This window comes from Hydrogenophaga sp. (genome assembly GCF_030656115.1).
Lineage (GTDB): Bacteria > Pseudomonadota > Gammaproteobacteria > Burkholderiales > Burkholderiaceae_C > Hydrogenophaga.
This window is the reverse complement of sequence record NZ_JAUSOO010000016.1, coordinates 32,900-51,510: the sequence shown is the minus strand read 5'-3', so window position 1 is coordinate 51,510 and position 18,611 is coordinate 32,900. Positions and strand designations below refer to the sequence as shown.

Here is an 18,611-nt window from a genome sequence, read left to right as displayed (position 1 = left end):
GTGAGCCGGGTGCGCCAGCGCCTGCCCCAGGGCATTGACGAGCCGGTGATTGCCAAGGTGGAGGCCGACGCTTTCCCCGTGATCTGGCTGGCGCTCAGCTCGGACACGCACGACGCGCTGCAACTCTCCGACTTTGCCAACCGCCTGGCCAAGCCGGTGCTGCAAACGGCACCGGGTGCGGCCGATGTGCGGGTGTATGGCGAGCGCAAATACGCCATGCGCATCTGGATCGACCCCGACCGCCTGGCCGCCTACCGCCTGACGGTGCAGGACGTGGAAGACGCGCTGCGCCGCTCCAACCTGGAGGTGCCTGCAGGCCGCATTGAAAGCACGCTGCGCGAATTCAACGTGACCGCCGCCACCGACCTGCAGACGCCAGCGCAGTTCCGCGACGTGGCCATCCGCAACATCAACGGCCAGACCATTCGCCTGGGCGATGTGGCCCGGGTGTTGCAGGGCCCGCAAGATGAACGCACCTCGGTGCGCCTGAACGGGCGCGACTCGATTTCGCTCGGCGTGATCCGCCAGGCCACCGCCAACCCGCTGGAGCTCTCGGCCGGCGTACGCCAGTTGCTGGAAAAGGTCAAGGCCGACCTGCCGCCTGGCGTGAACGTGGACATTGCCAACGACAACTCGGTCTTCATCGACCGCTCCATCAAAGCGGTCTACACCACCATTGCCGAGGCGGTGGTGTTGGTGGCGCTGGTGATTTTTGTGTTCCTGCGCACCTTGCGCGCGTCCATCATCCCGCTGGTCACCATACCGGTGAGCCTGATCGGCACCTTTGCGCTCATGGCTTTGTTCGGTTTTTCCATCAACACCCTCACCCTGCTGGCGCTGGTGCTGGCCATTGGTCTGGTGGTGGACGACGCCATCGTGGTGCTGGAGAACATCTACCGCCACATCGAAGAAGGTATGAAGCCGTTTGAAGCCGCCATTCAGGGCGCGCGCGAGGTGGGTTTTGCCGTGGTCGCCATGACGCTCACGCTGGCCGCGGTGTACGCCCCGCTGGCCTTCACCCCCGGGCGCACCGGGCGCCTGTTTGCCGAATTTGCGCTGGCGCTGGCCGGCGCGGTGGTGGTGTCCGGCTTTGTGGCGCTCACGCTGTCGCCCATGCTGTGCTCCAAACTGCTGCGCCACAACCCCAACCCGGGTCGTTTTGACCGAGGCATGGAACGCGTGTTGACCAGCCTGACGCGCGGCTACAGCCGTGTGCTCGCGCTGGCGCTGAACCTGCGCTGGGCGGTGGTGCTGGTCATGTTCGCCAGTGCGGCGGGCAGTTGGTGGCTGCTGCAAGGCACCAAGCAAGAGCTGGCGCCCATTGAAGACCGGGGCGTCATCCTGGCCAGCATCAACGGGCCGGACGGCGCCACGCTGGCCTACACCCGCCGATACGCCGAAGCCATTGAACGCATCGGGCAGGACTACCCCGAGTTCGACCGCATTTTCAGCAACATCGGCAACCCCACCGTGGCCCAGGGCAATGTGTTTTTGCGCGCCAAACCGTGGGAAGAGCGCACCCGTACCACGCAAGAAATTGCCCGCGAAATTGCGCCGCGCATGGCGGCTTTGCCCGGTATCAGTGCGTTTCCCATCACGCCACCTTCGCTGGGGCAAGGCTTTCGTGAACGGCCCATCAACTACGTGATCGTCACCTCCGACAGTTATGACAACCTGTCCAAGGTGGTGCGCCAGTTCCAGGACGCCCTGGCCAAGAACCCCGGTTTCGTGCAAGTGGACACCGATCTGCGCCTGAACAAACCCGAAATCCGCATGGATGTGGACCGCGAACGCGCCGCCGACATGGGTGTGAACGTGGACGCCATTGCCCGCACCGTGGAAACCATGCTGGGCGGGCGCATCGTCACCCGCTACAAGCGCGATGGCGAGCAATACGACGTGATCGTGCAGACCGACAGCGCCCAGCGCAGCACGCCCGACGACATCGATCGCCTGTTTGTGCGGGGCCGCAACGAGGCCATGATTCCGCTGGCCTCGCTGGTCAAAATCCGCGAAGTGGTCGTGCCCCGCGAACTCAACCACTTTGGGCAACGCCGCAGCGCCTCCATCACCGCCAACCTGGCGCCCGAGCTGGCGCTGGGCGACGCGCTCAAGTTCATGGACGCCACCGCCGCCGAGATTTTGCCGCCCGGCTACACCACCGACCTCAACGGCCAAAGCCGCGAATTCAAGAGTTCATCGGGATCGCTGGCCATTGTGTTTGTGCTCTCGCTGTTGTTTATTTATCTGGTGCTGGCCGCGCAGTTTGAAAGCTTCGTTGATCCGCTGATCATCATGCTCAGCGTGCCCCTGTCCATGTTGGGTGCATTGCTGGCCCTGAAATGGTCGGGCGGCACACTCAATGTGTTCAGCCAGATTGGTTTAATTACCTTGGTGGGCTTGATCACCAAACACGGTATTTTGATTGTGGAGTTTGCAAATCAATTGAGCGAGCAGGGCGCCAGCACATTGGAAGCGGTTAAACAATCTGCCGCGCTGCGCCTGCGCCCCATTCTCATGACCACCGGCGCCATGGTGCTCGGCGCCATTCCGCTGGCCCTGGCCACCGGCGCAGGCGCCGAGAGCCGCCAACAAATAGGCTGGGTGATTGTGGGCGGCATGAGCCTGGGCACCTTGCTCACCCTTTTTGTGGTGCCCACGATGTACACCTTGTTGGCCAGAAAAAAAGCACACAGCCAGTCCGTGCAACTGGTACACACTTAGCCTGCGTATCTTGTGTGGAACCCTATTCAAAACTCTAAACTCCGCACGCGAAAGCCGCCGCGCCCCGCTGGTGCGGGTGCCGCATGCTGCTACGTTGGGCCAATATCATAACCAAATAAATCTGACCGAATAAGGGTAAGCTTTTTGATTTTGGGGCTATAGTGTAGTTGAAGGGTATATTTATAAATTTGGTCCAATAAATTTTTTGGACATTTGAGGTGTGGGCGACGGCAATTTTATATTTGTACAGTTCACCGAGATAAGCATATGATTTAAATGGCTTTTTAAGCTTGAAATATTCATGTTATCCCACTGCTGTCGGGAATATCTGGTGAAAAGTCAACAGCATCAAAGTTTGCAGGACCATCCAAAAGTTTTACGTTGGGAGAGAAACTTGAACGTTCAAACTATTCGCACCGCGCAGTCTCTTACCACGGACGCACGTGAGGCTGTGGCGGAGTTTCACGCAGCAGTAGCGCAGCCGGACATGGAACTGGTGATCTTTTTCTGTTCCAGTGCATACGATATGGATGCGCTGGCAGAGGAAATGAACCGACGGTTTGCCGGGACGCAGGTGGTTGGTTGTACCACTGCCGGTGCGATTGGGCCGCACGGCTACGGCGAGCATGGTCTGTCTGGGGCAAGTTTCTCTGCGTCTGGCTTCGCGACCGTCAGCGGATTGCTTGAAAATTTAGACCACTTCGGTATCTCATCGGGGCATGACTTTGCGCAAACCCTGTTGCAGCGTCTGGAAAGTCGGGTGCCGGAGGCAGCGCCACAAAACTGTTTTGCATTGATGCTGATCGACGGTTTGTCCATACGGGAGGAGCCGGTAGCGCATGCCTTGCAATATGCTTTGGGCGATATCGTACTGTTCGGTGGTTCTGCGGGCGACGACCTGAAATTTTCCAAAACGCTTGTATTCAGCGATGGCCGTTTCCATGCCGATAGCGCTGTGCTGGTTCTGCTCAACACCGATTTGCCTTTTAAGATCTTCAAAACCCAGCATTTCATTGCCACCGCCGAGCGGATGGTGGTGACGGAGGCTGATACGGATGAACGCGTCGTCAAGGAGATCAACGGACTTCCCGCTGCGGCGGAATATGCGCGACTGCTGGGAATCGAGCTGCATGAACTCAATCCCATGAGTTTCGCCGCTTCTCCCGTTGTGGTGATGATAGACGGAACGGACTATGTGCGCTCCATCCAGAAGGCCAACCCTGACGGCAGCCTGACTTTCTTTTGCGCCATCGAGGAGGGGCTGGTGCTCAGGGTGGCGCACGGTATAGGGCTGCTGAACAATCTGGAGCAGACTTTCGACAGTATCCGTGCGGAAATAGGTCAACCCCAGCTCGTCATCGCCTGCGATTGCATCTTGCGCAAGTTGGAGATATCCCAGAACGGTTTGGAGGGTCGCGTCGCGGAAATATTCCGCAGCAACAACGCGGTTGGTTTTAACAGTTACGGCGAACAGTTTCACGGTGTGCATGTCAACCAGACGCTTACTGGGATCGCCATCGGATCGGCCGGGAAAGTTGCCGATGTCTGAGCAGATTCAACCGGCGGTCAGCGTGCAGGCTTTGCAGGACGAGATTGGGCGCCTGAATAAAGTCGTTCAGGCGCTGATGAATCGTGCCGAACGCAATGCCAGTTTGCTCGGGTCCGATTTCAACCTGTTCGAGACGGCGATCACGCTGGAAAATCAGGTTCGCCACCGCACTGCCGAACTAGAAGCGGCGCTGCGTGAAAACGAGAAGATCACCCGGGACTTGCGCGAAAGCGAAAAACACATCCGCAAGTTGGCTTTTCATGACGCATTGACGCAACTTGCCAATCGCCGCTTGTTGACCGACCGTCTGGGGCAGGCGATGCTTGCCAGCAAACGCAGCGGGCGTTTTGGCGCGGTGATGTTTCTGGATTTGGACAATTTTAAGCCGCTCAATGATGCGCATGGGCACGAGGCGGGCGATATGTTGCTGATCGAAGTGGCGCATCGTCTCACGCTTTGCGTCCGCGAAGCGGATACCGTTGCGCGCATCGGCGGAGATGAGTTTGTGGTGATGCTCAGCGAACTGGACGAGGATGAAAAGGCTTCCATTGCGCATGCCGGTGTTGTTGCCGAAAAGGTGCGAACTGTTCTGGCGGCGCCTTATATCCTGACTCGAAATCAAGAAGGCGATGCACAGACCACGTTTGAACATCATTGCACATCGAGTATTGGCGTGGTATTGTTCAACGACAACAAGGCCAGTCAGGAAGATATCCTGAAATGGGCCGATATGGCGATGTACAAGGCGAAAGAAGAGGGGCGCAATAGAGTCATTTTTTATAATGGAGCCTCTGGATTTTCTCCACTTATGTTGCAGTAAGTACCTGAATCAATACGGATAACGAGTCATTCCAGCCGACGGTCAAAATGTCAATCAGCGAGCTTGGACAGGCCCTCGAGGCGCAGGAAACGGCTGATACCTGAGCGGGATGCGTCAGCGTTGATGAACTCCCGGGTGAAACTGACCAGGTCGTCCAAGGGCAGCAGGCACAGGCGCCGTATCTCCATCACGATCGCCTCTTGCGCCGGACTCAAGGTGGTGGGCAACTGGTGCGTGCCATCGGATGGATCATGCCCATGATGGGAAACCTGATTTGACCCAGAATCCAGTCCGCTTGAGCCGCATCAACCGATGCTGGCCGTTGCCACATACCATGGGCCTGCACGGTTGCCGGGTACGGCCCGTGCCGCGCTGTCGGTCGGGCCGTCGATCTTTCAGTTGTGCGGATGCCTTCGGCCCCGGGAGATGACTGCATGGGCACTGTGTTTGATCCTTTTTTGCTGGCCACCACCACCGCCGAGGTACTGTCCCTGGCCCATGCAAGCGAGGCGGCTGTGACCCACTGGCAGCAAGGTCGGCTGCGCAAGCTGCTGGCTGCGGCGCGCAGTGGCTCGGCGCTGTACCGAGAGCGCCTGGTGCATCTGCCCGACGACCCGCACGCCTTGAGCCAAATAGCCCCAGTGGGCCGCGACGAGCTCATGGGCCGGTTTTCGCAATGGGTGACCGACCCCCGGCTGGTGCTGAGCGAACTACAAGACTTCAGTGCCGACCCGGATCGGGTGGGCAAGCCCTGTCTGGGGCGCTACCTCGTTTGGGAGAGTTCGGGCACCAGTGGCGTGCCCGGCATTTTTGTGCAAGACGCGCGCGCCATGGCGGTGTACGACGCACTGGAGGCCGTGCGCCGAAGCACCGACCTGCGCACCCGACGCTGGTTGGACCCGTTTTACCTGAGCGAGCGCATGGCGTTTGTGGGCGCTACCGGAGGCCATTTTGCGAGCTTTGTCAGCTTGGAGCGCTTGCGCCAGTTGCAGCCGTGGCTGGCCCCTTCAATGCGCTCGTTTTCCATCTTGCAGCCGGTGGAGGCGCTGGTGGATGCGCTGAATGCGTTTGCACCCACGGTACTGGCCAGCTACCCGACTGCAGCGCTGTTGCTGGCCGAGCAGGCTGAGCGTGGGCGCTTGAAGGTGGGTTTGCGCGAAGTCTGGACAGGTGGCGAAACGCTGAGCCCTGCGGTGCGCCAGCGCATTGAAACGGCGTTGGGGTGTCGGGTGCGCAACAGTTACGGCGCCTCTGAATTCCTCGCCATGGGTTGGGAGTGTGAAGCGGGCCAGTTGCACCTGAACACCGACTGGCTGGTGTTGGAGCCGGTGGACGAAAACAACCGCCCGGTGCCGCTGGGGCAGGCCTCGTGCAGCGTGTTGCTGACCAATCTGGCCAACACGGTGCAGCCCCTCATTCGCTACGGCATGGGCGACCAGGTGACGGTGCACGCCGAGCGATGCGTTTGCGGTTCACCGTTTCCGGTGATCGAGGTGCAAGGGCGGCACGATGACACCTTGCGCATGCACGGCCCCCACGGCGAGGTGGCTTTGCTGCCGCTGGCCTTGGCCACCGTGCTGGAAGAGCAGGCCGGGGTCTTTGATTTCCAGATTCGTCAGCGAGACGCGAGCACCCTGGTGCTGCGCCTGCCCATGGTGGGGCAAGAAGGGCGAGATGCCCTGAAGTCGTGCCGTGCTGCGCTGCAGTCTTTTGCCCTGGCCCAGGGTACCTTGCCCATTCGGGTGCTGGGTGAACTGGGCCAGGCCGTGCCTCGGGGGCGCAGCGGCAAGTCATGTCGCATCCTGGCCAAAGGTTCAAGCTAAAAACGGCCGTTCAAATCGCGCCGTCAAACACCATGACGTCCACCGCATCACCCACCGCCACGTTGCCTTGGCCGTGGTGCAGCACGATCAGGCCGTTGGCCTCCACCATGGAGCGCAGCACGCCCGAGCCTTGGTTGCCGGTGGTGCGCACCTGCAGCATGCCATCGGCCTGGCGTGTGACGATGCCGCGCTGGTATTCGGTGCGGCCGGGTTTTTTGCGCAGGGCTTCGCCGCTGTGCGCCTTGAGCAGCAGCGGCTCGGCGGCCGTGCTGCCCATGAGGCGCAGCAGGGCAGGGCGCACGAACGCCAGAAACGTGACCATCACGGCCACGGGGTTGCCGGGCAGGCCAAACAGAACCGATGACTTGCCCTGTTCGGTGAGACCGGCGCCGGGCCGCCCCAAGCCGGGCTCCGCCCCTTCGGGGGGCAGCGACCCGCACAGCGGTGGAGCGTCGGGGTGAACAATGCGCCCCACGGCCATGGGCCGCCCCGGGCGCATGGCGATGCGCCAGAACGCCACGTCGCCCAGTTGTTTCATCATGGCTTTGGTGTGGTCGGCTTCGCCCATGCTGACGCCGCCGCTGGTGATGATGGCGTCGGCGCGGGCGGCGGCTTCTTTGAAGGCGGCTTCAAGCAGGGCGGGTTGGTCGCCCACCACGCCCATGTCGATTACCTCCACGCCCAGGCGGGTGAGCAGGCCGAACACGGTGTAGCGGTTGCTGTCGTACACCGCACCTTCGCGCGGGGCTTCGCCCAAGCTCAAAATTTCGTCGCCGGTTGAAAAGTAGGCCACGCGGATGCGCCGAAACACGGTGACGTGGGGCAGCCCGAGGCTGGCGATGAGGCCGAGTGCCGCCGGGCCCAGGGTTTGGCCTTGGCGCAGCGCGGGCTGGCCTGCCATCAGGTCTTCGCCCAGCAGACGCCGGTTGTCGCCCTGGCTGACCACACCAGCAGGGATTTCTACGCTGTCGCCTTGCACGCGCACAAACTCCAGCGGCACCACCGTGTCCAGCTCGGGCGGCATGATGGCGCCAGTCATGATCTGCAGGCACTCGCCCGCCACCAGCGTGCCCGCCCAGGCTTTGCCGGCGAACGCGGTGCCCACCACCCGCAGGGTGAGCGGCTGGCCAGGCTGCATCTGCGCGCTGTCGAAAGCGAAGCCGTCCATGGCCGAGTTGTCGTGCGGCGGCACGCTGATGGGCGAGACCACGTCTTGCGCCAGCACGCGGCCCAGGGCGTCAAACACACCCAGGGTTTCGGTCTCGGTGACGGGCTCAATCAGCTGTGACAGAAATTCGTTGACGCGCTCCGCACTCAGGGCCTGCGGGTCGTAGCCCTGCAATTCGGCGGCTATCTGGGCAATGGTTTTCATGGCGCAATTCAGGGCTTGTCAGGGGTTTCCAGGGCCTGCAGTTCGGCCAGCGTGTTCGCGTTGCAAAAAGCCCGGGCATCGTCGCCCGGCAGGTTGAACGGCACCACCACAGTTTTGTGTTGGTCGGTCCAGCGGTCGATCTTGCGTCCACCGGCTTGTGTGAAGGCCACCAGGCTTTCCAGCAGTTCCACGCGCATCAGGCAAAAAACCGGTTGTGTGCGCAACTGGCCGTCGTCTTCCAGCGCGGCGGCCATGGCGATTTCGGTGCTGTCGTCCTCAAAAGCATGCGCCAGCCGCTGGGCCAGATTGAGCGGGAACAGCGGTGTGTCGCACGGCACGGTGAGCAGATACGGCGTTTCGCAGCGCTCCAGCCCGGTCATAAAACCGGCCAGCGGCCCCGCGTAGTCGCTCAGCGTGTCGGGCCACACGGGCGCGCCAAAAGCTTCGTAGGCCGACAGGTTGCGGTTGGCGTTGACCATCAGTTCGCCCACCAAGCCGCCTTCTTGCATTTGCAGACGCAACACGGTGTGCAGCGCCAGCGGCGTGCCGTTGAAGTTTTGCAGCCCTTTGTCGACCCCGCCCATGCGGGAGCCTCGGCCACCCGCCAGCACGATGGCGGTGATTTCATGGGTATGGATCATGTTCTGGTCAAAAAAGTCTGATCAAAGTGGGGTGAGATGGCGCGTGAACCAAACCGGGGACACCGCCGGGCCGGCTTCGCCGGACGGCTGGTGTCGCCCCCTGGGGGGTGACGCGAAGCGGTGCGGGGGGAGCTTTCAGCCACCGATGTAACTCATCTCCACGCGCCGGCCTCCGGTGGAGGCGTCGGGCGGCAGGCTGGCCCGCAGCTCGGAATAGCGGTCGCTGCGGCCCTGCCAGATGGCGGCAATGGCGCTGGCCAGTTGTTCGTCGGTGGCTTGGCCTCGCACCAGGGGTTTCAGGTCGTGGCCCTGGTTGGCAAACAGGCACAGGTAGAGCTTGCCCTCGGTGGACAGGCGGGCGCGGTTGCAGTCGCTGCAAAAGGCCTGGGTCACGCTGCTGATGACGCCAATTTCTCCGGCCACCCCATCGTGCTGGCCCTGGGCGTCGGCATAGCCCCAGCGTTCGGCGGTTTCGCCCGGTGCTGACGGGTCTAGCTGCACCAGCGGCAGTTCGCGGTGAATGTGTTGCACCACCTCGGCGCTGGGCATCACCTCGTCCATGCGCCAGCCGTTGGTGGCGCCCACGTCCATGTATTCAATGAAGCGCAGCACAATGCCGGTGCCTTTGAAGTGGCGCGCCATGGGCAAAATTTCGTGGTCGTTGGTGCCGCGCTTCACCACCATGTTGACCTTGATTGGGCCCAGGCCTGCGGCTTGCGCCGCGTCAATGCCTCGCAGCACGTCGGCCACCGGAAAATCCACGTCGTTCATGGCGCGAAAAACCGTGTCGTCCAGCCCGTCCAGGCTGACCGTGACACGCTGCAACCCGGCTGCCTTGAGCGATGCGGCTTTGCGCTCAAGCAGCGAGCCGTTGGTGGTCAGGGTGATGTCCAGCGGCTTGCCCTCCACCGTGCGCAGGGCCGCCAGTTGCTCGATCAGAATTTCAATGTTTTTGCGCAACAGCGGCTCGCCCCCGGTGAGTCGGATTTTTTGCACACCATGGGCCACGAACTGCCGTGCCAGGCGCGTGATTTCTTCGAAGCTGAGCAGCGCGCTGTGGGGCAGGTAGGGGTAGTCTTTGCCAAAAACTTCCTTGGGCATGCAGTAGCTGCAGCGGAAGTTGCATCGGTCGGTGACGCTGATGCGCAGGTCGCGCAGCGGGCGACCCAGTTGGTCGCCCAACAGGCCGTTGGCGGGAATGGACACCGAAGGAATGGCGGCGGACCGTGACGCGGTGCGTTGATCGACCAGGGGAATGACGCGTTCAGACATGCGTGGATTATGGGCGACGACCACCCCGATCCAGGGGCGCACCCATAGACGCTGGGGTTTCACCCGAGGGCTGCAGCCCGCTCAAGCGGTACCCACCCGGGTGTAGAGATGGGTGTTTTGCTGCAACCAGGTTTCAGACAGATCGCTGGACTGCTGGCTCGGGTGAAAGTCCGCACGAAAGTAAGCGCGCCAAGGCCGAAAACTCAGGCTCAACAGCCCTTGGCGCCCCAGCATATGGCGCCAGGCGCTTTGCCAGGTGTTCCAGCGCCACAGCGTGCCGTCGTGCCGCAGATTGTTCACGGTCTGTCGCAGGGTGTCGGTCAGAAAGATCATCGTCACCCGGCGCATCCACTTCACCCGCCAGGCGTGGCTGCCGTCCAGCGCCTGGTACAGGTCGAACGCGGTGCATTTGTGCTCGGACTCTTCGGCGCTGTGCCACAGCCAAAGTGCCTTCAGACGGGGTTCACAACCGTCCAGCAGCTGCGGGTGCGACAGCATCCATTCGGCAAACAGGGCGGTGAAGTGTTCGTTGGCGGCGGTAATGGCCAGGCCGTGGCGCGGGTCGCTGCCTTCAACTAGGCTCAAGCGCTCCCGGGCCCTGGGTTCCCAGTCGTTCACCAGGCCATGTTTTTCAATCTGGGCGTTGAACAGAGCGTGGATGCGGCGGTGCGTGGCTTCCTGTCCCACGAAACCCTGCACCTCAGCCTTGAAAGCCATTTGCTGGTCTTCGGGCAAGGCTTGGAAGCCGGTGCGCACCGAATCGATAAAAAACTGTTCCCCCACCGGAAAGCTCATCGACAAGGCGCTGAACCAGGCGGTGAGGAACGCATCGCCGCTGCACCAGTGGCGTTGCACCGGTTTTTCCAGGTCGATCAACAAGCGACGGACAACGAGTTTGGTCATGGGTAAGGCACTTTTTGGATTGGTACCTTTGGGTACCGATGGTCAAATGGTGCATCCCTGGGGCTGCCATGTCAACGGGGTAAGTCCGCTGCGCGCTGTCAGCCAGGTGCAGCCTGTGCCGCCTAAGATCGGCGCATGAACACAGCCACCGCGCCAGACCTCATCCACGAACTGGAGCATGAGCACCGCACGCGCCTGCTTCAGGCCATGGCCGCGGTGTCGGCCGACAAAGGCCTGGGGTTGACCACCATCGCCGACATCGTGCGGGAAGCCGGGGTTTCAAAACGCACGTTTTATGAGCATTTCACCAGCAAAGAAACCTGTTTTCTGGCACTGTACCGCGCCGCCAGCGGATCGGCATTGCGCACCCTGCGGGAAGCGCTCAAGCCCGAGCGGCCGTGGCAGACCCAGATTGAGCAGGCGCTGCAGGCTTATTTTGAGCACTTGGCGGCGGGCGCGGGCCTGGTTCGGGTGCTGTTTGTCGATATTCACCACCTCGGACCCGAAGGGCTGCGCGCCCGCCGCGACGTGATGCAGGAGCTTGCCGATTTCATGGTCACCACCGTGAATGGCGCAGCCTTGCCCAGCGCTGCTCCGCTGCGTGCGATGTCACCCGCCATGGCGATGGCCGCTGTGGGCGGCATCAACGAACTGGTGCTGCAGGCCATTGAGCAAGGGCAGGCCGCTGAACTGAAAAAACTCACGCCTTGCGCGGGTGAGATCGTGCGGGCACTGACACACACCGATCGCGCCGGGCGTTGACACTTGTTTGAGTCGGGTTGATCGAGCATCCACCCAGCAAAGCGGCCCGCTTGAGCGGGCCGTTGGTCTTTCAGCAGTGTGGCATCACGCCATGGGCAGCAACGGCACGATCAGCAGCGCCACGATGTTGATGATCTTGATCAGCGGGTTCACGGCGGGGCCAGCGGTGTCTTTGTAGGGGTCGCCCACGGTGTCACCGGTCACGGCGGCCTTGTGGGCTTCGCTGCCCTTGCCGCCGTGGTGACCGTCTTCAATGTATTTTTTGGCGTTGTCCCAGGCGCCGCCGCCGGTGCACATGGAAATGGCCACGAACAGGCCCGTGACGATGGTGCCCATGAGCAAGCCACCCAGTGCCTTCGGGCCCAGGAAAATGCCCACCAGAATGGGCACCACCACAGGCAACAGGCTGGGGATCACCATTTCTTTGATGGCGGCGGTGGTCAGCATGTCCACCGCGCGGCCGTACTCGGGCTTGGCCGTGCCTTCCATGATGCCGGGGATCTCTTTGAACTGGCGGCGCACTTCCACCACCACCGCACCCGCCGCCCGGCCCACCGCTTCCATGGCCATGGCGCCAAACAGGTAAGGGATCATGCCGCCGATGAACAGGCCCACGATCACCATCGGGTCGCTCAGGTCAAAGGTGATCTGGTGCCCATAGGTCTCCAGCTTGTGGGTGTAGTCGGCAAACAGCACCAGGGCGGCCAGACCGGCCGAGCCGATGGCGTAGCCCTTGGTGACGGCCTTGGTGGTGTTGCCCACGGCGTCCAGCGGGTCGGTCACGTCGCGCACGCTGCTGGGCAGCTCGGCCATTTCGGCAATGCCGCCCGCGGTGTCGGTGATGGGGCCGTAGGCGTCCAGCGCGACCACAATGCCGGCCATGCTCAGCATGGAGGTGGCTGCCGTTGCAATGCCGTACAGCCCGGCCAGCTGGTACGAGGCCAGAATGCCGACACACACAAACAGCACGGGCCATGCGGTGGAGCGCATGGACACGCCCAGGCCGGCAATGATGTTGGTGCCGTGGCCGGTGGTGGAGGCTTGGGCGATGTGTTTCACTGGCGAATACTGCGTGCCGGTGTAGAACTCGGTGATCCAGACCAGCGCAGCGGTGAGCAGCAGGCCCACGGCGCAAGCGCCCCACAGGCGCAATTGGCTGCCGCTGGCACTGATGGCGTTGTCCGGCATGATCCAGGCGGTGGCAAACCAGAAGGCGATGAGCGAGAGCACGCCCGCAATGGCCAGGCCTTTGTAGAGCGCCGGCATCACGTTTTTCATGCCCGGGCTGGCCTTCACAAAAAAGCAGCCAATGATGGAAGCGATGATGGAGACACCGCCCAGCACGAGTGGGTACAGCACCGCCTGCATGGGCGCGGCAGACACCATGAGCGCGCCCAGAACCATGGTGGCGATCAGTGTGACCGCGTAGGTTTCAAACAGGTCGGCGGCCATGCCGGCGCAGTCGCCCACGTTGTCGCCCACGTTGTCGGCAATCACGGCCGGGTTGCGCGGGTCGTCTTCGGGAATGCCGGCTTCCACCTTGCCCACCAGATCGGCACCCACGTCGGCGCCCTTGGTGAAAATGCCGCCACCCAGGCGCGCAAAAATGGAAATGAGCGACGAGCCAAAGGCAAAACCGATCAGCGGGTTGAGCAGCTTGGCCAGGTTTTTGTCGGGCGTGAGGTTGCCATTGCCGACCAGAAACCAGAAGAAACCTGCCACGCCCAGCAGGCCCAGACCCACCACCAGCATGCCGGTGATAGCGCCGCCGCGAAAGGCCACATCCAGCGCCGGGCCAATGCCTTTGGTGGCGGCTTGCGCGGTGCGCACGTTGGCGCGCACGGAAATGTTCATGCCGATGAAGCCGCAAGCGCCCGAGAGCACTGCGCCCAAGACAAAGCCCACCGCGCTTTGGCTGTCCAGAAAAACGCCGATGAGCACCGCGAGCACCACGCCGACGATGGCGATGGTTTTGTATTGCCGCGCGAGGTAGGCCGCTGCGCCGGTCTGAATGGCCCCGGCAATTTCCTGCATGCGGGCGTTGCCCGGGTCTTGTGAAAGTATCCAGCTGCGGGACCAGAAGCCGTAGGCCACCGCCACCAGCCCGCACACCAGCGCAAATATCAGCGCAGATTGTCCAACCATGTATTTCTCCTGCTCGTTCTGACGTGGAGGGGGCAACGCCTGTGGGTCATCCCCGCTGCGTTGCTTCCTCGTGTCCTCGCATGTTCGCCGAACAGCGATCGTGCAGGGTGATTGGCCAACATGCCCAATTTAGCGGGTATTGCGGGCGCTGGGTACCGCTTGCGCGTCTGAAGTAAGGCTGGAATCAGTAAAATCAGGGTAAATCCTAGGCGGTACTGGGCTCATCTGTCGCGCGGGCCTGCGACCATTGACACACCGGCGCCCCTAGGGGCCGATCAGTTTTCAATCAACCTTCAGACTCACAACATGTCCCTCGACAACGTCACCCCTGGAAAAAATGTCCCTGAATCGTTCAACGTGGTCATCGAGATCCCGATGAACGCCGACCCGATCAAGTACGAAGTGGACAAGGAAACCGGTGCGATTTTTGTCGATCGTTTCATGAGCACCGCCATGCACTACCCGACCAACTACGGCTATGTGCCCAAGACGCTGTCGGGCGACGGCGATCCGGTGGACGTGTTGGTGATCACGCCCGTGCCGCTGATCCCTGGTGTGGTGGTTCCTTGCCGTGCCATTGGCATTCTGAAAATGCAAGACGAAGCCGGTGAAGACGGCAAAGTGCTGGCAGTGCCGATCGACAAGATTTTGTCGATCTATACCCAGTGGCAAAAGCCGGAAGATCTGAATCCGATGCGCTTGAACACGATTCAGCACTTTTTTGAGCACTACAAAGACCTGGAGCCAGGCAAATGGGTCAAGGTGATTGGCTGGGAGGGCAAAGACGCCGCCCACAAAGAAATCGTTGACGGCATTGAGGCTTACAACAAAGCCCAAGGTTGATGGCGGGGCGCCCGGCAGGGCGCACATGAAAAAAGCGCCTGTGCGGTTCGCCGCACAGGCGCTTTTTTTCATGGTTGATTCATACCCGATCTGAATTAGGCGCCAGCCTGTGTTCAGGCGGCTGCAGCGTCCATGTCACCCCGGTATTCGATCTTGCCACGCACCCGGGCACGCGGGTGCATGTCGATCAGGTCGTCGTAGCCGGCGTCTCCAATCAAGGTGGCCGAGCCTGTGATTTCAAGTGCCTTGCGAGCAATCACCGTGCCGATGACCTTGCCCTCAATGAACACGTAGTCGGCTTCCAGGCGGGTGTTTTCAATCACACCGGTGGCGCCCACATGCAGTGTGCCGCCGCTCTCAAACGTGATGTTGCCTGTGAGCAGGCCGTCGACCTTGATGCCCTGGTCGCGGGTGGTATGGAAGTTGCCGTCGAACACGGCGCCCTCGGCAATCAGACTGGTGATGGCACTTAAGCGTTCAACAGGTACCAGGCGGGTGGTGGCGGGATTTTGGCTCATGGGGTCAGTGCTCCTTGCTGTGCAACCGGTTTTCGGGCTTGGTTGGGGGATCTTGAAGGGGTGCCGTGGTGCCAAGTTCCACATGACCTGCTGGCAGCATGGATCGGGCGGACGCGTGTTGTGCCACAGGCCGATCTTGCGATAAGGCAGTCTGTTGCAGGTGAGTTTCGGGCATCAGCCATCGCCATGCGGCCCATGCCAAGGCCAACAGCAACACCAAAGCCACACACCGCCACAAGCCCCAGACCAGCCAGCGCAATGCCAAGCGGCGGCGCACGACACGACGGTCGCGCTGCCAACTGGCCGCCAGTGCGGCCTGCAGCAACGCTTGTGTGTGGGGTACCTGGCCCGGTGAGGCAGGCATCCTGGGTGGAACTGGGCTCGATCGCTGCATGGCGGTTTTGCGTACGGCCTGTTTCTGATTTTCAGTGGGCGCTGCTGGGGGGGGCGACGCGTTCCAGCGTGGCATTCAGGTCGGCACCATTGACCTGAATGCGGCCATATCGCACCAACCCGCGCACGCTGGCTGTGTCGTGCAAGGACACTTCGCCTTGACCCGAGTCGAGAACGCCGTCGGTGTGGCCCATGATGGAAATCTTCTGGGCTGTGATGTCCCCTTGCACCCGCCCCGTTGCGGTGACCACCACCGAAACCAGTGCCCCAGGCGCCTGGCTCAGGTTGCCTTCCACCGTGCCGGCAATGCTGCAGGGGCCGCTCAGTTGGGCATGGCCCACGAAATGCAGTCCCTCTGCCAGCATGGTGCGTGCCGGGCCTCCATCGGTGGTGTCACCCGGTATGGCCGGTTGCACCTGGGGGTGCAGAACGGGCAGGTTGACCGTTTGCGTGGGGGGCATGGCGTTGCCCACCACCACGTCCAGATGGGGGGTGGCACGGGTGCCCTGTTCGTTCGTGTTGCGCTCAATTGTTGGCGGCTCAGCCACAAACGGCTCTTGATGAGACTGTATTGGGTTGTTTTCCATGTCCAGTTCCGGGTGGTGGGTCGGGGTGGTGGTGGTGCTGGGTCGGTACAGGGGTCAAGGCGCGTTCGACACGGTGTCTTGCAGCACCGGCAGGTTGTCACCTGGTTTCAGCGTCTTGAATGGGCCTTGCAAGTCGGCACCTTCGTAGAGTTGCAGGCGTCTGGCCATGAGCGTGCCCGTGGAAGTGCCGGTGCTTGACACACAAACCATGCCCTGGCATTCCAGGCTGGTTTCGTGGGCGCTGGCGTGCGTATCGCCCAGTCGGCCAAAAAGGTAGAGGTCACCCGACACATGCACGCGGCCGCGCACGGTACCGCCGGTCCAGACGATCAAACAACCGTTGATGCGGATGTTGCCCGCAAGCTCGCCTTGCACCAACAAACCGCCTTCAAAGTTCAAATCGCCATTCAGTTGACAACCCGATGCGACCCGGTTCACCACGTTCATGGCAATGGGGTCGATGGTGAGCGTATCTTGCGGGGGTTTCAGGTCCATTGCAGGAGTCCCCAGATAACCGCTGAGGTGAGCAGGCTGGACACCCCGAGCGCGGCCATCCACAGCGCGTGGCGCTCCAGCCAGCGCCGCACCCGGCCCGGGCGATGGTGTGGTTGGCCGATGCGGTCACAGGCATGGCTCAATACGATCCAGTCTTTCCAGCCCTGGCTCAAACGGGTGTCGGCACCGAGCATGTTGACCTCAATCCCGGTGGTCGGGCTACGGCCTGGATCAAGCTGGCGCCCCAGCAACACCGAAAAAGGTGCGCCCACGATGGTCTGGGTGAAGAAGGCGTTGGTGTCGTTCATGGTTGCTGTAGTTTAGCGAGCAGCTACCGCCTCCGAAGGCCTGGGCGCAGACTTGCGCATGAAATGGAGCAGCCCGTCAAGCTTCGGTGCTTGACACGGGTGCTGTCTGCAGCGCAGGCATGCCTTTCATGGGGTTGCGTTGCGCCAGGTGCTCCAGGTATTGCTGTATGCCTTGGTCTTCCCGTTCCAGAAAGCGCTCCACCGCGTTGGCGAACGACGGGTGGGCGAGCCAGTGAGCGCTTGTGGTCTTGACGGGGAGCAGCGCGCGCGCCATCTTGTGCTCGCCCTGTGCGCCGCCTTCGAAACGGTTGTAACCATGGGCGATGCACCAGGCCAGGGGCTGGTAATAGCAGGCTTCAAAGTGCAAGCAGTCCACGCGCTCCAGCGCGCCCCAGTAGCGCCCATAGGCCACGCCCGCTTGCGCGTCGATGCCGATCAGGCTGCTGGCCATGGCCTGGCCGTCGCGCTCGGCAATGAACAGCAGCCAGTGCTCGGGTATGGACTGCGCCATGCGGTGAAAAAAATCGCGGTTCAGGTAAGGCGCGTTGCCGTGCTCCCGGTAGGTGCGCTCGTAACAGCGGTAGAAAAAGTCCCAGTCCGCGGCCGATATGGCCGTGCCCATCGACCACCGGAACACCACCCCCGCCTCGGCCACCTTGCGCCGTTCTTGCCGGATTTTTTTGCGCTTTTCCTGCTGCAAACTGGCCAGAAAGTGGTCGAAATCCTGAAATGGCCGCAGCTCGGCGCCAGCAAGGCCAACCTCCTCGGGGGGCAGCGAACCACAAGCATCAACGGCCCAGGCCGTTGCTGGGGCAGTGGGGAGCGTGGGGGCCACGTTCTTCCAGTGAAACTGCACCGTGTGCCGCAGCATCATCCCAGCAGCTTCGCATGCCGCCACGTCTTGGGGCTGCGCAAACAGCAGGTGCAGCGACGACAGGTTTTCTGCGCGCGCATGTGCAATAAGCGCTTGCGCCAGAGCGGTTCGGGCCGCCGGATTGGCGGCCAACAACCTTGCACCGGGTACAGGCGTGAACGGCACCGCCACCAGGGCCTTGGGGTAGTAGTCCAGTCCATGTTGGGCGTAGGCATTGGCCCAGGCCCAGTCGAACACGTATTCGCCGTAGGAATGGTTCTTCAGGTACATGGGGCAGGCCGCTTGCAACTCGGCGCCTTGCCACAGGGTGACAAACTGGGCTTGCCAGCCAGCGCTTTGCTGCGCGCACCCGCTGGTGTGCAGCGCCGCCAGGTACGCATGGTTCATGAAGGGGCTGGGGTCGGCTTCTCTGCCCAGCAGATGGTTCCAGGCATTGGCGGGTATGTCCAGCGGTGAGGAAAAGACCCGGGTGACATAATTGGTTGCGCTCATTTTCGGTCCTCAAATGCCTGCCCGTTCGGGCCGTTGGGGGTCTGGTGACGCACCGGTGTTGATGCCCCTTCCCTTGATCGATTTCGTTCT

The 18,611-nt window shown here is 61.9% G+C and carries 16 protein-coding genes and 1 pseudogene; 6 read left to right on the top strand and 11 right to left on the bottom strand.

Annotation, left to right across the window (positions count from 1 at the left end; genetic code table 11):
- From Q7J58_RS01980 to Q7J58_RS01970, 3 genes are all read left to right on the top strand, one after another.
- Positions 1-2,724: efflux RND transporter permease subunit (locus tag Q7J58_RS01980; protein WP_304822675.1), on the top strand; the 2,724-nt coding region annotated here is incomplete at its 5' end.
- A gap of 394 nt (positions 2,725-3,118) precedes the next feature.
- On the top strand, positions 3,119-4,273 hold the full coding sequence (gene nosP, locus Q7J58_RS01975) for a nitric oxide-sensing protein NosP (protein WP_304822672.1): 1,155 nt from the start codon (positions 3,119-3,121) through the stop codon (positions 4,271-4,273).
- Positions 4,266-5,093, top strand: a complete 828-nt coding sequence (locus tag Q7J58_RS01970; RefSeq protein ID WP_304822669.1) for a GGDEF domain-containing protein — start codon at positions 4,266-4,268, stop codon at positions 5,091-5,093. Before nosP ends, Q7J58_RS01970 begins: the two co-directional genes overlap by 8 nt.
- Positions 5,094-5,146: 53 nt before the next feature.
- On the opposite strand, the pseudogene Q7J58_RS01965 reads toward Q7J58_RS01970, so the two are convergent.
- Positions 5,147-5,326: pseudogene (locus Q7J58_RS01965) on the bottom strand (IS481 family transposase); the annotation flags it as partial.
- 201 nt (positions 5,327-5,527) lie between these two features.
- Between Q7J58_RS01965 and Q7J58_RS01960 the strand changes: the two are divergent.
- Entirely contained in the window at positions 5,528-6,916 is a 1,389-nt protein-coding gene (locus Q7J58_RS01960; protein WP_304822666.1) for an AMP-binding protein, read from the top strand.
- 10 nt (positions 6,917-6,926) lie between these two features.
- On the opposite strand, the gene Q7J58_RS01955 is transcribed toward Q7J58_RS01960, so the two are convergent.
- From Q7J58_RS01955 to Q7J58_RS01940, 4 genes are all read right to left on the bottom strand, one after another.
- Entirely contained in the window at positions 6,927-8,288 is a 1,362-nt protein-coding gene (locus Q7J58_RS01955; protein ID WP_304822663.1) for a molybdopterin molybdotransferase MoeA, read from the bottom strand.
- Positions 8,289-8,296: 8 nt separating this feature from the next.
- Positions 8,297-8,929, bottom strand: coding sequence for a molybdenum cofactor guanylyltransferase MobA (mobA, locus tag Q7J58_RS01950; RefSeq protein ID WP_304822660.1), 633 nt, complete (start codon positions 8,927-8,929; stop codon positions 8,297-8,299).
- Between the two features lie 135 nt (positions 8,930-9,064).
- Positions 9,065-10,201 (bottom strand): GTP 3',8-cyclase MoaA, encoded by a 1,137-nt coding sequence (gene moaA / locus Q7J58_RS01945; protein WP_304822657.1) that lies wholly within the window; start codon positions 10,199-10,201, stop codon positions 9,065-9,067.
- 81 nt (positions 10,202-10,282) lie between these two features.
- Entirely contained in the window at positions 10,283-11,104 is an 822-nt protein-coding gene (locus Q7J58_RS01940; RefSeq protein WP_304822654.1) for a metal-dependent hydrolase, read from the bottom strand.
- Between the two features lie 135 nt (positions 11,105-11,239).
- Between Q7J58_RS01940 and Q7J58_RS01935 the strand changes: the two genes are divergently transcribed.
- Entirely contained in the window at positions 11,240-11,866 is a 627-nt protein-coding gene (locus Q7J58_RS01935) for a TetR/AcrR family transcriptional regulator (RefSeq protein ID WP_304822651.1), read from the top strand.
- A gap of 84 nt (positions 11,867-11,950) precedes the next feature.
- On the opposite strand, the gene Q7J58_RS01930 is transcribed toward Q7J58_RS01935, so the two are convergent.
- The gene (locus Q7J58_RS01930; protein WP_304822648.1) at positions 11,951-14,011 is read right to left on the bottom strand and encodes a sodium-translocating pyrophosphatase; all 2,061 of its coding nucleotides are present in this window, start codon (positions 14,009-14,011) and stop codon (positions 11,951-11,953) included.
- 306 nt (positions 14,012-14,317) lie between these two features.
- Between Q7J58_RS01930 and ppa the strand changes: the two genes are divergently transcribed.
- A complete protein-coding gene (gene ppa, locus Q7J58_RS01925) occupies positions 14,318-14,854 on the top strand; it encodes an inorganic diphosphatase (protein ID WP_304822645.1) in 537 nt (178 codons plus the stop codon).
- Positions 14,855-14,967: 113 nt separating this feature from the next.
- Here the strand turns inward: ppa and Q7J58_RS01920 are convergent, their stop codons facing one another.
- The 5 genes from Q7J58_RS01920 to Q7J58_RS01900 all read right to left on the bottom strand — a co-directional run bounded on the left by Q7J58_RS01920 (position 14,968) and on the right by Q7J58_RS01900 (position 18,521).
- A complete protein-coding gene (locus Q7J58_RS01920; RefSeq protein ID WP_304822642.1) occupies positions 14,968-15,372 on the bottom strand; it encodes a polymer-forming cytoskeletal protein in 405 nt (134 codons plus the stop codon).
- Positions 15,373-15,797: 425 nt separating this feature from the next.
- Positions 15,798-16,352: a polymer-forming cytoskeletal protein gene (locus tag Q7J58_RS01915; protein ID WP_304822639.1), complete on the bottom strand. Its 555-nt coding sequence runs from the start codon at positions 16,350-16,352 to the stop codon at positions 15,798-15,800.
- Between the two features lie 54 nt (positions 16,353-16,406).
- The gene (locus Q7J58_RS01910; RefSeq protein ID WP_304822637.1) at positions 16,407-16,847 is read right to left on the bottom strand and encodes a polymer-forming cytoskeletal protein; all 441 of its coding nucleotides are present in this window, start codon (positions 16,845-16,847) and stop codon (positions 16,407-16,409) included.
- Positions 16,838-17,155 carry a hypothetical protein gene (locus Q7J58_RS01905; protein ID WP_304822634.1) on the bottom strand — a complete coding sequence of 106 codons (318 nt, stop codon included), beginning with the start codon at positions 17,153-17,155 and terminating at the stop codon, positions 16,838-16,840. The genes Q7J58_RS01910 and Q7J58_RS01905 overlap by 10 nt, the downstream gene beginning before the upstream one ends.
- A 76-nt stretch (positions 17,156-17,231) precedes the next feature.
- Complete coding sequence (locus tag Q7J58_RS01900) at positions 17,232-18,521, bottom strand: GNAT family N-acetyltransferase (protein ID WP_304822631.1); 1,290 nt, start codon at positions 18,519-18,521, stop codon at positions 17,232-17,234.
- Positions 18,522-18,611 lie beyond the last annotated feature (90 nt).

Excerpts from the sequence above, each read along its gene's own strand:
- Q7J58_RS01905 (WP_304822634.1), bottom strand. The coding sequence starts at position 17,155 with ATGAACGACACCAACGCCTTCTTCACCCAGACCATCGTGGGCGCACCT.
- Q7J58_RS01960 (WP_304822666.1), top strand. The coding sequence starts at position 5,528 with ATGGGCACTGTGTTTGATCCTTTTTTGCTGGCCACCACCACCGCCGAG.
- Q7J58_RS01940 (WP_304822654.1), bottom strand. The coding sequence starts at position 11,104 with ATGACCAAACTCGTTGTCCGTCGCTTGTTGATCGACCTGGAAAAACCG.
- moaA (WP_304822657.1), bottom strand. The coding sequence starts at position 10,201 with ATGTCTGAACGCGTCATTCCCCTGGTCGATCAACGCACCGCGTCACGG.
- Q7J58_RS01920 (WP_304822642.1), bottom strand. The coding sequence starts at position 15,372 with ATGAGCCAAAATCCCGCCACCACCCGCCTGGTACCTGTTGAACGCTTA.
- Q7J58_RS01930 (WP_304822648.1), bottom strand. The coding sequence starts at position 14,011 with ATGGTTGGACAATCTGCGCTGATATTTGCGCTGGTGTGCGGGCTGGTG.
- Q7J58_RS01955 (WP_304822663.1), bottom strand. The coding sequence starts at position 8,288 with ATGAAAACCATTGCCCAGATAGCCGCCGAATTGCAGGGCTACGACCCG.
- Q7J58_RS01915 (WP_304822639.1), bottom strand. The coding sequence starts at position 16,352 with ATGGAAAACAACCCAATACAGTCTCATCAAGAGCCGTTTGTGGCTGAG.
- Q7J58_RS01970 (WP_304822669.1), top strand. The coding sequence starts at position 4,266 with ATGTCTGAGCAGATTCAACCGGCGGTCAGCGTGCAGGCTTTGCAGGAC.
- mobA (WP_304822660.1), bottom strand. The coding sequence starts at position 8,929 with ATGATCCATACCCATGAAATCACCGCCATCGTGCTGGCGGGTGGCCGA.
- Q7J58_RS01900 (WP_304822631.1), bottom strand. The coding sequence starts at position 18,521 with ATGAGCGCAACCAATTATGTCACCCGGGTCTTTTCCTCACCGCTGGAC.
- Q7J58_RS01935 (WP_304822651.1), top strand. The coding sequence starts at position 11,240 with ATGAACACAGCCACCGCGCCAGACCTCATCCACGAACTGGAGCATGAG.
- Q7J58_RS01910 (WP_304822637.1), bottom strand. The coding sequence starts at position 16,847 with ATGGACCTGAAACCCCCGCAAGATACGCTCACCATCGACCCCATTGCC.
- ppa (WP_304822645.1), top strand. The coding sequence starts at position 14,318 with ATGTCCCTCGACAACGTCACCCCTGGAAAAAATGTCCCTGAATCGTTC.